The organism is Sphingobacterium psychroaquaticum (assembly GCF_004421025.1).
GTDB classification, from domain to species: domain Bacteria; phylum Bacteroidota; class Bacteroidia; order Sphingobacteriales; family Sphingobacteriaceae; genus Sphingobacterium; species Sphingobacterium psychroaquaticum.
On sequence record NZ_CP038029.1, the window covers coordinates 2,620,234 to 2,635,562 of the forward strand.

At 42.3% G+C, this 15,329-nt stretch carries 10 protein-coding genes; 1 reads left to right on the plus strand and 9 read right to left on the minus strand.

Translation table 11 applies throughout. The features are described from left to right. Positions 1–5 precede the first annotated feature (5 nt). The 9 genes from E2P86_RS11130 to E2P86_RS11170 all read right to left on the minus strand — a co-directional run bounded on the left by E2P86_RS11130 (position 6) and on the right by E2P86_RS11170 (position 14,835). Positions 6–3,152: a SusC/RagA family TonB-linked outer membrane protein gene (locus E2P86_RS11130; RefSeq protein ID WP_166785191.1), complete on the minus strand. Its 3,147-nt coding sequence runs from the start codon at positions 3,150–3,152 to the stop codon at positions 6–8. A gap of 213 nt (positions 3,153–3,365) precedes the next feature. After that, positions 3,366–4,583: a FecR family protein gene (locus tag E2P86_RS11135; RefSeq protein ID WP_134433020.1), complete on the minus strand. Its 1,218-nt coding sequence runs from the start codon at positions 4,581–4,583 to the stop codon at positions 3,366–3,368. A gap of 111 nt (positions 4,584–4,694) precedes the next feature. After that, on the minus strand, positions 4,695–5,279 hold the full coding sequence (locus E2P86_RS11140; protein WP_134433022.1) for an RNA polymerase sigma factor: 585 nt from the start codon (positions 5,277–5,279) through the stop codon (positions 4,695–4,697). 154 nt (positions 5,280–5,433) lie between these two features. Further along, positions 5,434–6,915, minus strand: coding sequence for a hypothetical protein (locus E2P86_RS11145; RefSeq protein ID WP_134433024.1), 1,482 nt, complete (start codon positions 6,913–6,915; stop codon positions 5,434–5,436). A 228-nt stretch (positions 6,916–7,143) separates the two neighbouring features. Then, a complete protein-coding gene (locus E2P86_RS11150; RefSeq protein WP_085471533.1) occupies positions 7,144–8,787 on the minus strand; it encodes a RagB/SusD family nutrient uptake outer membrane protein in 1,644 nt (547 codons plus the stop codon). 17 nt (positions 8,788–8,804) lie between these two features. Then, positions 8,805–12,140, minus strand: coding sequence for a SusC/RagA family TonB-linked outer membrane protein (locus E2P86_RS11155; protein WP_134433026.1), 3,336 nt, complete (start codon positions 12,138–12,140; stop codon positions 8,805–8,807). 139 nt (positions 12,141–12,279) lie between these two features. After that, positions 12,280–13,335, minus strand: a complete 1,056-nt coding sequence (locus E2P86_RS11160) for a FecR family protein (RefSeq protein ID WP_134433028.1) — start codon at positions 13,333–13,335, stop codon at positions 12,280–12,282. 60 nt (positions 13,336–13,395) lie between these two features. After that, positions 13,396–13,944 carry a sigma-70 family RNA polymerase sigma factor gene (locus E2P86_RS11165; RefSeq protein WP_085471530.1) on the minus strand — a complete coding sequence of 183 codons (549 nt, stop codon included), beginning with the start codon at positions 13,942–13,944 and terminating at the stop codon, positions 13,396–13,398. Between the two features lie 87 nt (positions 13,945–14,031). After that, a complete protein-coding gene (locus tag E2P86_RS11170) occupies positions 14,032–14,835 on the minus strand; it encodes a DNA alkylation repair protein (protein ID WP_134433030.1) in 804 nt (267 codons plus the stop codon). Between the two features lie 109 nt (positions 14,836–14,944). Between E2P86_RS11170 and E2P86_RS11175 the strand changes: the two genes are divergently transcribed. Then, positions 14,945–15,280, plus strand: a complete 336-nt coding sequence (locus E2P86_RS11175; RefSeq protein WP_085471528.1) for a winged helix-turn-helix transcriptional regulator — start codon at positions 14,945–14,947, stop codon at positions 15,278–15,280. The last annotated feature ends 49 nt before the right edge of the window (positions 15,281–15,329 follow it).

A 15,329-nucleotide genomic window follows, 5' to 3' on the forward strand; every position in this document is an offset into this window, starting at 1 on the left:
GTCAATTATAAAGTTGTTTGAAGTCCGACTGTAAACATGCGTAACGGAGGTACCGCTAAACCTTGTGTCTCCGGATCGAAACCGAGGTATTTACTAAAAGTTAGTAGGTTCTGCCCACGTAGGTAAACACTCAGGTTTTTCAGTCCCAATGGTTTTACTGCTTTCTCCTCAAACTGGTAGGTTAATGACACATTTTTTAAGCGGATAAAGGATGCATCTTCGAATACCGCATCTGAATATTTATAGCGATTGTATGCAATAGCGGCCGGTCCAGAACGCATCGTCGTATAACGGAAAGGTTTGTTCAATACATCGGCGACCAAATTGTTTCCGATGCCAGGAATCACCGAGCTACCCTCGTAATAGATATTGTATCCATCCTTCTTCACGAAAGAAAACAGAAAGTCCAAACTGAAGTTCTTATACTGAAAGCTGTTGTTAATACCGCCAAAGAATTTAGGATCTTGATTTCCTGAAACAATCTGATCCCCCTTTCCAGTCGTTACAAAAGACCCTGAAGTAATCGTGCCATCTCCATCGAAATCCTCGAACTGCGCAATTCCATCTTCAAAACCTAAGAAGTGGTAGTTTTGCGCAACAGATAAAGACTGTCCCACAACATAACTATTGGCCAGAGATGATTTATTCAATCCCGGATAGCTTAACAGTTTGTTCTGTGATGCTGTAAAGTTGATCGATGTGCTCCACGAAAAATCTCGTCGTGCGATATTCTTCGTCGTAAGGCTGAACTCCCATCCTTTATTTTGGACCAATGCCGGTAAATTAGCCAGATATGTCTCAAATCCTGTTTGTGTAGCTATAGGCACCTGAATCAATAAATTATCGGAACGATTGCGGTACCATGCTGCAGTAAATGCTAATCTATCCTTTAGAAAGTTAAGGTCTAATGCGAATTCCATTTTTTTGGTGACTTCCCAGCGGAAATCTTTATTGGCCAAGGTTAATGGCATTAGTGAAGATACCCCACTGTAGTTACTCGCAAAAGCACTGGATGCATAAGTCGCTAAGTAAGCATAATCTTGATACGGGTCATTTCCAATCGTACCGTAACTACCGCGGATCTTACCAAAGTTGAGCCACTCCAAGTTATCCTTGATAAATCGCTCTTCGCCAAAAATCCAAGCGGCACCGATACTTCCAAAATTTCCAAACTTATTACCGGGGCCAAAGCGTGAGGAACCATCACGTCTAGCATTGACATTCACGATATACTTGTTTGCCATCACATAGTTCAGTCGTGTAAAACCTGATAAGTAGCGACTCTCGACATTACCGCTGGCGGTAAATTGCATCAATACGGAGGTTAAGCTCTTGTATAATGCATCATTGGTGAATGAACCAATAAAAAATAAAGGTTGCGTAGACTGTGTGTTCAAGTATGTACCGCCCAAAAGTGCTTCTAAGCGGCCTGGTCCGAGTGTACGCTGGTAGGTAAACTGCGGTTCTACCGATAGGTTTTGGTTGTTGTTCAAATTGTATGACAACTGTCCGTTCACCGTCGTATTTGGATTCCGCGACTCGCGGGTGATCGCCCGATAGTTTTCATTGCTGATGCGATTAAAGCCAAGCTCTGTTTTAAATTCCAAACCTGGCATAATCACATATTTCACGCTCCCGTTCAACAACATGTTATGCGTTGTCGCTTCCATCGGTGCTTTCAGCGCTGCGGCTGGATTTTGGTAACTGTTGTGCCAAAAGAATGTACCATCATCCTTATGCAAAGGCAGGTTTGGCGGCAAGGCGTAATAATAGCTGATACTTGCTGAAGGGAGGTTGTTTAAATTTCTGGTATATGCGCCCGAAAGGTTCACAAAAAAGCGTGCATTCTGGGAATGTGTCTGCATATTAAAACGGATCGTACTCTTTTTATCGTTGAAATTGTACGGAAAAATAGAGTTCTGTGTGCGGTGGTTCGCACTGATCAGGTATTGTGCTTGAGATGATCCACCCGAAACGCTCACTGTACCATCCACCATACTAGCGGTATTGCCATATAGGTAATCGATAAAGTTAGTATAACCTTCACCAAAGCTCAGCAAATCCGGGGCATTGGCCAGTGTTGGAGTGATTTTATCGTTGGCGAAAGCCTGTCTACGAATCGCTAAATAGTCTTCCGTTCCTAACATCTTTAAGCCGTTGACCAACTGGCTCACGCCAGAGTAGATGTTTGCGTTTACCTTCATGGCGCCTGCTTTACCCTTTTTGGTGGTAATAATAACCACACCATTTGCCGCTCTTGAACCGTAGATTGCCGTCGCATCGGCATCTTTTAGGATATCGATACTCTCGATATCGCTCGTCGGGATATTATCCAATGGACTAAAGCCGCCGCCGACTACACCATTTACAATTTGGTTTCCGGAAGTTTGCTCAATCGGTGTAGACGTAAAAGGCACCCCATCCACGATATACAACGGTCTTGTCGCACCATTGATGGTGTTCACCCCACGTATTTCAATATTGACCTGGCTACCAGCAATACCTGAACCTTCGGAAATATAGACTCCGGGAACGCGTCCCGAAAGTGCTAATAAAGGATTGGAGACTGGTTGCTTCTCCAACTCTTCTGTACGTACAGTGGATACAGCGCCTGTGGTCAACCTTTTGGATGTCTTACCGTATCCGATAATCTGTACCGCATCCAAGGGGTTATCTAAAATCTCTAAGACAACATTGCCCATTGCCTCACGACAGCCGACTTCTTTCGTCTGATACCCTACAAAACTGATCACCAAGAAACATCCTTTAGTGACATTCTTTAGGGCAAAATTTCCTTTTACATCCGAAAGGGTCGACCGTCCCACCTTTTTCATTACAATGCTCGCTCCGACCAACGGTTCACCATCTTGATCAACCACACGGCCTTCGACATTGATAACATCTTGAACAGGTGCTTCGATGGACTGCGCTGGTTTAGCTGCGCTCTTGGTAATAGAGATACCTTCCTTTGTGATATGGTACGTCAAAGGCAGATGCTGAAATACTTCATTCAATGCATCTTTTAATTCCGCATTCTTCAGGTTAACAGAAACTTTATAGTGATCTTGTAATGTTTTATTGTCGTAGAATACATCGACTCCACTTTGCTTCCGCATTTCTTTGAGGACTGTGACTAATGGTGCATTTTGCATCTTTAGTGTGATACGTTGTCCAAAGGTTTTTGCCTGTGTCTGCAAGAAGCAGAAAATCAGGAAGGTGCACACGAGCCGCGCACGAAGAGTTAATTGGCGAAAGCACATTCGGAGCCTTTGCCGTTCAAATTTGTTTGAGTAATTCATTAATTCAATGGGTAAGTTAATGGTTGGTTTATATATACTGTTTGTTTATTAAAATAAGGTAAGACACTAGTATGGCATAACATATATCTTGTCACCATCAGCTTTAAAGCGGACCATCTTGGCGGATTCAATAAATTCCAGCACCGACGAAAGGTTCTTCTTTCTGGAAATCCATCCCCCGGCCTGCAGATCTTTTGGTAGCGATTTATCGTAAATCATTTCTACATTGTACCAGCGTTCTATTTTACGTAATGCGGTTTTAAAGTCGACATTCTTAAAGGCAAAATCGCCCTCTTTCCAATCGGTAATATTTTCGATATTCGCCTGTCTCACCTGCAACTGTCCTTGTTTATTGAGGGCTTGTTGACCAGGACTTAAAAGCCTTTGCTCGGTCGCTGTACGTAAACTAATCGAACCTTCTAACAACGTGGTCGATATAAAGGGTTCATTTTCGTAAGCGTTGACATTAAACTGTGTACCAATAACTTCAACATCTTGCCCTTTGGTCTTCACTATGAAAGGATGGCTTTTGTCTTTAGAAATCTCAAAATAGGCCTCTCCCCGTAATTTGACTACGCGTTTGCCTTCGGTCACCAAATTAGCCATATACTCCAGCTCCGAGTCGGAGTTCATCCATACTTTTGAACCGTCGGGTAATACAATAGAGTACATCTGTCCGCGAGCTGTCGTCAATACGTTAATTTGATCGGTGGCGGATGTTTTTGTGTCCATACGGTATATGAGCTCGCCATCGCTCCCCTTTTCAATCTTGATTCCTGCTTCTTGCGCAATCTCCCCATTTCCTGCTTCCTCCAAATTTATTATACGCCCATCTGCGAGACGCAATGTAGCGCCATTTGTTCCTGCCGGAATTTCTTTCACAACGGTAGGTTGATTGCTTTCCCCTGAAGATTTTATGTTTATAAGTGCCAATCCGGCAATCGACAATACGGCCACAATACTGGCGGCAATCGACAGCTTACGCCATCCGATACGCTTTAGGCGACCAGGCAAAGTCTTGATCTCGTTATCTACTTCAATTTCTTCTTGCTCACGCAAGATATAGGTGAGGATTTGATTTTGCTTCTCCTCCCCAAGCGTATAGTGCGGCAATGGTTCATCGGTTGCATCCGGAATCAAACGCTTTACTTCTTGGCTAAACATGGGGTCATTGATATAGTCCCACAATTCTTGCTTATCGCCATCATGGATATTTTGCGCAAAATAAAGGCTCATCAATTCCTTTAGTCTGGCATTCGACTTGTTCGTTTCACTAGCACGCATATGTAAGCTTTGTAAGACCCATTTATAAGTATGACACAGAAGTCAAACTAAATGGGGAGATAAAAAATGATTTTTTTGAAAAAAAAATTGAAAGGTATAAACAGGTGGTCACTAAGAGAATAATAGAGCAAAGAGAATACTATACGCCAGTCCGCTATTCCGAAAGTGTGTACGAATCTTTTTGATTGCTTCTTTCATATGGGAATGAACGGTTTCATAAGATACATTCATCTGATCTGCAGCATCTTTATACTTTAACCCTTGGATATGACACAGCTCGTAGGCGGCCCGCTGTTGTGGGGTTAGGATCTCGAGTGCTTGTTCGAGAATAACGGAAGCTTCTTTGAGATCAAGCACATTATCGGTGGTGTGCTCTATCTCCTTGTGCTCCATACTGTTCACCGATTTAGCATCTTGAGCCAACTGGCGAAGGATATTGTAGGACTGATTGCGTACTACCCGATTGAGATAGGCTCCAAAATTAGCCACCTCCGTTAGTTTTTCTCGGTGTCTCCAGATTTTGAAAAAAATATCCTGAACAAGTTCTTCGGCCCAATAATCGGAATGTGTTAACCTTTTGCCGGAGCTGTAGACAAAATGGCTGTATTGCTTGAAAAGTACAGCAAAGGCATGACGATCGCCGTCCGCTATGCGTACTAACAATTTCTTTTCCTCTTCAGATGCGCTACTGGTCATAAAATTTCGTTCCAAAACTACAAAAAAGCTTTTTAAATTATCAAGCTTGATCAGCAGGCACTGTTAATTTTGAGGAGCGCCTCATTTGGAGGCAATAAAGCAAGGCTGCCACGTCGTTGCGCTTCTCGCTTGACGTGACAACACCTTGTATCTACTAAAGAGAAGTTTTCACCGTACGGGTGTCGGTTTTCATCATAGTTAGATCGACGTATGATATGACTTGTCCAAAATTTTTGGAGGACTTACTTTTCACCTTCTTTCCATCTACCCACAAGTAGGGATGTTTTCCAACAAAGGAAGCGCGCCAAATGACAGAGGGAGTTCCTTCCTTATACTGCATCGTTGTGGCGCGCTGCCCCATCTGGGTAACAGCAAACAACTGCCCTCCAATTTTAACATTATCCACCTTAATTTGTCCCACTTCCGCAGGTAGCTGAGAGCAGGTTTTTATACCATTCAGGTCCATTGATGGCGATATTCCGACCATATCGTGTACGATATTTCTAATTAAAACAAAGGATACCTCCGGATAGTCCCCATTGTTTCCCGTCAGTTCCGATTGTTCATGTACATAGTCTATTTTAGAGATAATATATTTCAACCATTTCCATCCAAGTTCATGCTGACCATACTTAAAGAATATTTCCGGAATATACGTGATGGCCTCAATATTTTTTGGCAGTCCAGCATCAGAAGACAACTGCTTATCAATAAATTCCAGGTACTTAAAATGCCGTAAACTAACTGGATCCGTAATTTCTTTGAGCGGTAGAAACCATGAATTTTCTTTGCCCCAACCACTTACAGGCTCTCCTTTCAAATTATACCCTCTATTGTAAAGGCTATCGTTGTTCAGCACGCCCCATTGGTTGTTAAAGTACCATTTTAGTTCAATCGATTTATTTTTATACAACTTTGCCAGATTTTTATCTCCTCTATGCAAAGCTATTTCACTAAAGGCCTCCAATGCCTTATATTGAGAACCGATTCCATCCCCCGCTTCAATTAATGTCTGATCGCGATGTTCATTGTACGTTGCCGTGCCAACAAATATATTTCCTGTACCGGTGCTTTCCGCTACGCCATTCCTTTTTTCTGTATCATGCAACCGAATAAAATCATTCACGGCCTTTGTACAATAGGTCCAGATAAAACCGTCATCGATATATCGGCGATCACCGGTCCACTGATAAAGCTCCAAATTTTTCTCTACCAGCTCGAATACGGCGGGTATTTCACGAACAAAGTTGTTATCACTTCTATAATCTAACTTATAGGGAGAGCCATCGAAATTGATCGCCCAAAGCGGAAACCACTTTTTCGCAGAATCTGCCGAGGAAGCAAAAGCACGCATCATCGTGAAGTTTTCTTCTTCCAGGCCCAAAAGATGTGCGCCAATTATTTGATGACAAAAATCGCGCGAGTAAAAAGCGGTCCGCAAGGGATATCCAGCCCAATAGGATGGTATGTAATCAACCAGAGCAGCCGTTTGTCCTTTCTTATAAATATCAATGGGGCCACGCTTCCCCGTTACGACAAAAGACCGAGCCTTATCTTTCGCCCAATCGAAAATTTCCACCAATTCTTTGTTATCGGATTGAAGGGTAATTTCATGCTGAGCGCTGACTTTGGGCATCAAAAAACAAGATAATATAGGAACAAGGCAATATTTAAAAACATGCATAAATGAGATACTAAGAATTAAAAAAAAGAAAGCGTCTAAAAAGACGATGTTTCGTCACTGCGAGAAGCTTAGCAATGTGGCAGTCTTTGATTATTTTCAGAAGATTGCCACACCTTCGTTCCTCAGGTTCGCAATGACGTTTAACGTCTTTTTAGACACCTCCAAAGGATATACTACACGTTATTTGTAATCTGGGTTCTGTTCTAAGAGCGGATTTCGCTGTCTCTCATCTCTAGGAATAGGCAACAAATAGTGCTGCGGAAAAAATTTCCGTTCCTGGAGAACATCAATCTTATAGGTTTTAACCTTCGTTTGGTCATTCCTGATGATGGAGATTCTACGGGCTGGTTTATTCTCCGTTATTTCGGCAATTTTCCATCGGCGCACATCGAAGAAACGATGGTCTTCAAATGCCAGTTCGATACGTCTTTCGTGTTGTATCTTTGAAAACAACTGGGTGCCTGTCGCGGTAATATCAGGCAAAACATTGGTGCTTGCACCTCGCGCTCGCTGACGAATTTTATTGATATACAAACGTGCTGTCGATTCATCTCCTAATTCAAACATTGCTTCCGCATAGTTCAAATAAATCTCACCCAATCTCATGTAAATCCACGGCTGGTTCCCTTTGTCATTCCACGGATTGCGGAGACTTTCGTTCATGAATTTACGAATGGTGTAGTGCGTCTTTGAAGCATTCCAATCATCAATACCAAATTCACTATCCTTCCCACTTTGCGCTCTGTTTCCAGTTGAAGAGATAAAAAATTCAATCTCTCTCCCACGAAACTGTTGTCCATCACATACGATAGAAGCATAAAATCGAGGCTCTCTATTCAACCAAGGTTTTCCATCTATATACTCCTGCTCCGTCGGTGCACTCCCGTCCGCCATTTCATAGGCATCGACCATATCCTGTAACACACAGGTTCTAGACCATCCCGTAAAACCATTGGGCGAATCGGTCCAATCAAAGGAATGTCCAAACTCCGTATTAAATTGGCGCATAAAAATAATCTCGGGACTAGTGTTCCGCAGAAACAACTCCTTGTAGTTTGGATCTAAACTATAGACCTGCCCTCCATTCTCTTGCAGCGTGATTACTGCTTTTGCAGCATCCGCGGCAGCCTGCCATTTACTTTTTTCCTTTGATGGGTTCCAGTATGCACTGGCAGCATAAAGTAAAACGCGGGACTTTAGTGCCAAGGCAGCCCCTTTGGTGGCACGACCAAAGTTCACATTGTCATACTTAGCGGGCAATAGCTGCGCAGCTTTATCCAGTTCAGCAACAATAAATGCAACACACTCTTGGTAGGTATTGCGTGGAATTTTCATTTCACTATCGAGATCAAAACTCTTTACGACTAAGGGAACACCGCCAAAACGAGCAATAAGATCCGCATAGAGAAAAGCTCTTAAAAAGGTTACTTCGCCAGTCAGGCGATCCACTTTTGCCTTATCGGCTTTTAGCAACCCAATATTATCAAAGAAAATATTACAGTTTTTGATGGACTCATAGTACGCATTCCATGTTGTATAATCGCCCAGTTGATCCGGCGTTACTTCTCCTCTATTATAGAGGTACGGATTACCAGAGTTAAAATTATGGTACGCTTCATCCGATATATAGCGTAAACCAAAATTACCGAATCCATCACGCAGTTCGGTGTAGCGTTTATTTACATACGTCTCTGTTAATTGCAGGTCTGAAAAGATTGCTTCTCCTGTAAAGGAGTCCAAGGGTTTTACATCCAGAAAATTGGAGCAAGACAGGGTACTGGACAGCAAAATAACGCCTATATATTTTATTATTCTATTGTTCATCGTTCAAGTTGTTTAAATTAGAAACTAACATTAAGTCCTACACTATAGATCCTTTGCTGTGGGTAATACATCCCTCCGGCATTTGTCCCTTCAGGATCTTGAACTTTAATGTGATCTATTGAAAACAGATTGAAACCGCTCACAAAAATCCGTAGGTTATCCATTTTTATACGTTCTAACACTTTTGGCGACAAATTATATGCTAGTTCTATGTTTTTCAATCGAATAAAAGAAGCATCTTTTAACCAAAAGGTTGAATTTCGGGTATTAAAGGTATCATCGCGATCAAAAGCTCTTGGATACAATGCATTGGGCGTTTCAGTCGCGGAAATCCAGCGATTATCAAAGTATGTTACATCACGGTTGTAGCTTCCCGGACGGATCATCTGTTTTGCGCGCCCTTGACCTTGCCACAGCACATTCAATTCAAAATTTTTCCACTTTCCACCCATCGATATCCCGTAAATAATTTCAGGTATTGCACTTTCATAAATGCGGACCATATCGTTGCTGGTAATATTACCATCGCCATCCACATCGACATACTTGATATCACCAGGTGCTGTATTCAACAGGTGTGGTCCACTATTTACTTCCTCTTTGGTCTGGTATATACCATCGGTCTTGTAAACGAGCCAGGAATCGATGCTATGCCCTGTTCTGCGTTGCCAATCAGGCACACTAACGGCTTCATCAAAGAAGTGGATTTTATTTCGTACGAAGGTGAAGTTACCGCCTACAAAGTAGTTGAAATCATGCACCTTACTGCGATACATAACACTCGCTTCAATGCCTCGATTTGAAATCTCGCCAATGTTTTGATCCGGTAATGTTAACCCCGTATAACGAGGTACAGAAGCTTGCTTTTGCGTTAAGATATCTGTACGCATGGAGTAGAAATACTGTAGATCAAAGCTGAGTGACTGGTTAAACAACACCGACTCGAAACCAATATTTTTTGTATCCACTTTCTCCCATGTAATTCCTGGATTAGCTAATCTCCCCGGTGTAAAACCTTTCCCTCTTTTGGGGTCCACACCAAAAAGGGCACCATCGCCCAAATTGAACGTACTTAAGTACTGGAAAGGATCCACGCGATCATTTCCTAGTTTACCCCACGAAGCTTTTATTTTCAGCTCATTAATAGCCGGCAGGTTCTCTTTAAAAAAATCTTCTTGTGAGATACGCCAAGCAGCTGCTATTCCTGGGAACCAGCCCCAACGCGCATCGCTTGTAAAATTCTGCGAACCATCACGGCGTAGGGTGAAGTCCATTAAGTAACGATCTTTAAAGCCGTAGCTTAAGCGACCAAAGTAATTCTGACGTGCCGAGATGGTGGCCTTGCCATCATTATTTTTTTGGTTATCACTCCCCGCAAACATATAGTCTACTGCATTGCTCAAAAAGTCACGTCGGTAAGCAGAAAACCAGTCTCCGCGCGATTTACTCTGTTCATAAGCCGCAAAGACATTGATATTATGCTGTCCAAATATTTTCTCGTAGCCTACTTTGAAATGCCATGTATCCGTTCCATTATCATCGTTCCTTTGACTTAAGTTTATATTCGCTTCACCTGTCGTTTCGCGGATATTATTGTATTCTTTGGTCGCCGGATTATAGCGATAGGCATCCCACATATCGTTGAGTCTCTTCTCATTTCGTACCTGTGAGTCAAATGCGCCATACCCTGAAAAATATAGTCCATCAACAATCCAAGGCGCTTTTAGGTTGAAGCCTACTTTAGTGTTCAAGAAATTATCCTTTATTTTTTGGTACCCCGTTGCTCCCGCGGCCAAGAGCGCTAGGTTATTTCCCCAAGAAATACCTGGCCCTGGAAGGCCGTTTGGATAATAGTCGTGCAAAAACGGATAGGCATGAAAAGCTTCCCAGAAGAAAGTGCCCATGTTATAATTCGAATTGTGCCTATTTTCCTGACGCGTTCCTACCTCAACCAATAGCGAAAGGTCACGGTTAATTTTAGCATCTAGATTCGCACGGAATTGAACGGTCTTAAAATCTAAATTGGTATTTCGAAAACCTGGTTTCTGGTACAACAATCCGCCCGACACATAATACCGTATACGCTCGTCTCCACCACGCAGTGAAAGGGAGTGCTGGCTTTGGGGAGACCGTGTAAAGACAACATTCATCCAATCGGTGTTCGCATACAGCAAGGGGTCTATTGTTCCGTCTTTGTAGCCATTTTTAATGTCCTTATACTTCTCATTTCGACCAAAGTGTGCATTAATTTCATCGTCGTATACCATGTACTGGTAGGAATCCATTAGTTTTGGTGTTCGTGTATTTTCTGATAACCCAAAATTTCCTTCATAGGTAATGATCGGTTTTGTGCCAGTACCTCGTTTTGTCGTAACTAAAATAACACCGTTGGCCGCTTGCGCACCATAAATAGCGGCCGAAGCATCCTTTAACACCGTTATACTTTCGATATCACTGGGATTCAGACGCTCTATGCCCCCTCTATTAGCGACCCCATCAATCACATATAAAGGACTGTTATTACCCAAAGATCCTTTACCCCGGATATAAATTTCGGAAAAATCATTCCCCGGTTCACCGGAACGGTTGTTGGCAATCACACCTGGCATCCGCCCGACTAGGGAGTTCGATAAATTGGGAGCCACCGATTTTTTCAATTCGTCCCCCGAAACCTGACTGATCGATCCCGTCAAAGTTGCTTTCTTTTGCGTACCGTAGCCGACAACCACCACTTTTTCTAATTGTGCCAAATCCTCGACCAACACGACATCCATCATCGTTGCCCGATAAGGTACATCCTGCGTCAAGTATCCCACATACGAGAACTGTAAAATAGGATCAACGCCTTCGACGGCCAGGGAAAACTGACCGTCACTGTTGGACTGCGTCACCTTATCGGAATTTTTTAGCTTAATAGACACACCGACCAAAGGTTTCCCATCCTGATCCCGTACAGTACCTGATGCGACCTTCTCTTGGTTTTGAGGTTTTCGTTTGATGAGCACACTATTTTTACCTACAAAATCTGCTTGAAAGGCATGTTCTTCCAAAATAGGGAGTAGAATGTCCACCCATTTCTTGTTACGGACGTCAATTTCTTCAATGCGGATTCTTTCAATGGCGTTGTCGTTATAAATAAAGGAAACATTGGTCTGCTCTTCTATAGTAAGTAAGAGGTTCTTTAGTTTCACATCCCGAAAACGCAAGGAAACGGTTGCCTGCGCCTTCGATTCATTTGCCGTTACTGTTACGGTAAAAGCAATAACAAAAAAAATAATTAATTTGACCATTAACAGCCACTTAAAGCAATACGGAAATAACACATGTCTTCCTGCATGTGATTTTTTTTTCATAATTTTATGGTATTAAAGTTAATCATTAGAGCATCTAACTTTCCTAGGGTGCGATGCTCATTGGTTAAAAATGCTTAGGTATGTCTTAATCTATTAAGATGTACCTTTTTTTTAGGTTCCTTTTTTAATTCATAATCAGCTATTTTATATATATGGTATCTTTCTCAATTCTATAATCTAACTTCCCCCCCGTCTGCTTTAGCAAATCCAATACTTGGATATAAGTTTCTCCTTCAAACTTACCGGTAAACACCTGATTACTTTTTCCCTGATCCTCTACAATCACTGTTTTATCGTACCATCGTCCAAGCTTTTTCGCCATCTCGTCCAAGGAATCACCATCAAAGACAAGCTTATTTTTGACCCACATAATTTCTGCAATATCCTGTTGTATCGGGCTCACTGTCTGCTCTATCCTTTCCTCCCGGGTTACTGGGGATACCTCGGACGTTGTCTTTATCATCTTGAAATTTTCGGTTGACACAGCGACCCGGTCGCCTGGTTGCATGATACACTCTTCATTGTCTCCCTTTCCAGGAACACGCAGTCGCACCACACCTTCAATAAGTGAAGTTACTGTCGCTTTATCATCCGCATAGGCACGCACGTTAAACATGGTTCCTAAAACTTGGATCTCACTCTCTTTAGCTTTGATATAAAGGGGTAAACTCTTATTTTTCGCAACAGAAAAAAATGCTTCGCCGACCAGCTCCATCTTCCGACTTTCCTTACCATATCCCTTCCCTATCTTCAGTTGGCTATCATTATTTAGCCACACCGTAGTGCCATCAATAAGTTTAAAGAATTTTCGCTGACCTTTTGTGGTCTGAACATACTCCCATTGATGATCGGTAGATCTTGTCTTTTGAATGAGTAAAAACATCCATACCCCCGCCAAGAGACAAATGACACAGACCGCAATGCGTAAAACACGCTTATCACGAAACATCCGGAATGGGCTTTGGGGAAGGTGCTTAACGGCAGTATGATCCAGGTCGTGTGGCCGGAACTTCTTGTAAATTTCTTCGGCTTCTTCTAAACTTTCCGCTTGATTTTCACGAATATATCGGAGCAACACCATCCTCTCGGGGTCTTCATTCACACAACGCTCCAAAAGGTGCTCCTCCTCCGTTGTGAGGCTTTTGTCCAGGAACTTGCCGAGTAGCGCTACAAATTGTTGATCGTTGATATACATGGTTTATATGTGGTGTCTATATCAAAGACACCGATAAACCATAAAATCACCATAAGAATTTTACTTTTTTTTGCGTAATGCTTTTAAGAGCCTCTGAAGGGCATTTTGAATATGTTTATCTATCGTATTTACAGATATGTTCATGATTTCGGCGGCCTGCCGATACGAGTATTGCTCCTCTTTGACAAGTTTAAAAGCTTCTCTTGTTTTTTCGGGTAAGTTTAGAATGGCTTGATGGATGATCTTGAGGTCTTCGTTCGTAATAAAAATTTGTTCGGGACTACTGTCATTGATTAACTCATCTTTTAGTTCATCTTGATCGGTATACACCAATTGTCTAACCCTAAATTGATTTAAACATTTATTTTTTATGGCGCGCAAAATATACTGTTCAACAGATTTGATTCGCATGAGATCGCCTTCTAAGCGCCAGATCTGCCACATAACTTCCGAGACAATATCTTGCGCCATATGCGCATCCCCAAGGTAAGATGCGGCGTAGTTTTCCAGCGCCCTATAATTTGCCATAAAATAAGCCTTAAAAGCCTCCTCCTCCCGATAGTGAGCAATTCGTACTTTATCCTCTTCTAATAATGGTTTAAAAAGCATTCTTCAACTTGGTTAGCGCAAGCCAAGGTAGCAAATTGTACAATTATTACGAACATTAATGTTACAATTCAGGAATCACCCCATACCTTAGGTCGTTCCAATGGTTCGCAACGCCTTCTTAATAATATAGTTGGTTTCCTTGGTGTCGCTTTCCCGTTTCCATCTTGCGCAGAGCGATTGCACAAAATCGGGTCGGCTTTTGCTGGCATCATTGAGCCAGTTCCCGACGCTATCCTGTACATACTTAGATGCATCGGACCGCAGCGGTTCCAACAGCGACAAGGTCAATTCCGGCTCTTGTTTTAAGACTTCGATATGGGCGCACCAAACTCCTCTCGGACGTGTCGCTTCGGTGACAAACCTCCGGACATTTGCATCCGTACTGGTTGTCCAGTCGACCAGCACGTTGATACTCTCCTGTAAATGAAGGGTTATATGTTTTCGAACCGCCATCCAACAGATCTCTCGTACTCCAAAGTGCGTATCAGCTGCAAAAGGTCGAATCCGCGCCAACATTTCTGGGAGGCTTATCGCAGCATTTCCTATCATATAAGTAGCCCAGCAACGCACCAGATCAGCCGGATGCTGCGCTAATATTTCCACGAAAGGATCATCATTGTTACGCAGGCTTTCATGAAACAAGGTGATGCCAATAGTTTCATTTATTGTATTGACCGTTTGTTTTTTAAGTGCATCAATTGCTTGTAATATAGGTTCCTCATAGGTCGATCGGTTATGTGCTACCAATACATGGTGCAACAATAACCGTTGATCTACGGCGAGCCATTCTACCAAGTTAGCTGTTTCTATCTCGCCTCTGTTCAGTTGATCCATCACATCCACAGGGATATCGTTTTTACTTCGTGCACCTTTACGCTTCACTTGGTCCATGACTATGCTTTCCGTTTTACATTGTTTATTTTTACAAAGTTTTGAAAGTAAATTCAAAATAGCAATACCGCATAATTTTATCCCTATGGGTTAAAAAAGTCAATTTTATATGGAAACAAAAGAACGTACAGTAGAAGAAAAAATATGTCCATTGGAATTTGCTGTGAATGCCATCAGTGGGAAATGGAAAGTACCAATCGTGTGGCGTATTAATCAAGGTGAAAAACGACCAAGCGAAATGTTGCGTGGCATTGCAAAAGTAGATAGACGTGTATTAAACCAACAACTGAAAGAACTTGAGCAGGATGGTATCTTATCCAAACAATCCTTCAATGAGCTTCCGCCTCGGGTGGAGTATACACTAACCCCACTCGGCGAACAGTTAGTGAAAGTATTATGGGAGCTCAACCAATGGGGTTCGCTCTTGTTGGAACATAAAAAATAAGTGGCCCTACATGCTTCGTTAAACAGATAGGACCACTTACTAAATGAGT

Bases quoted from the DNA above. Each gene is read 5' to 3' on its own strand.
- E2P86_RS11130 (WP_166785191.1), bottom strand. From the start codon at position 3,152: ATGCAAAATGCACCATTAGTCACAGTCCTCAAAGAAATGCGGAAGCAA.
- E2P86_RS11135 (WP_134433020.1), bottom strand. From the start codon at position 4,583: ATGCGTGCTAGTGAAACGAACAAGTCGAATGCCAGACTAAAGGAATTG.
- E2P86_RS11140 (WP_134433022.1), bottom strand. From the start codon at position 5,279: ATGACCAGTAGCGCATCTGAAGAGGAAAAGAAATTGTTAGTACGCATA.
- E2P86_RS11145 (WP_134433024.1), bottom strand. From the start codon at position 6,915: ATGCCCAAAGTCAGCGCTCAGCATGAAATTACCCTTCAATCCGATAAC.
- E2P86_RS11150 (WP_085471533.1), bottom strand. From the start codon at position 8,787: ATGAACAATAGAATAATAAAATATATAGGCGTTATTTTGCTGTCCAGT.
- E2P86_RS11155 (WP_134433026.1), bottom strand. From the start codon at position 12,140: ATGAAAAAAAAATCACATGCAGGAAGACATGTGTTATTTCCGTATTGC.
- E2P86_RS11160 (WP_134433028.1), bottom strand. From the start codon at position 13,335: ATGTATATCAACGATCAACAATTTGTAGCGCTACTCGGCAAGTTCCTG.
- E2P86_RS11165 (WP_085471530.1), bottom strand. From the start codon at position 13,944: ATGCTTTTTAAACCATTATTAGAAGAGGATAAAGTACGAATTGCTCAC.
- E2P86_RS11170 (WP_134433030.1), bottom strand. From the start codon at position 14,835: ATGGACCAAGTGAAGCGTAAAGGTGCACGAAGTAAAAACGATATCCCT.
- E2P86_RS11175 (WP_085471528.1), top strand. From the start codon at position 14,945: ATGGAAACAAAAGAACGTACAGTAGAAGAAAAAATATGTCCATTGGAA.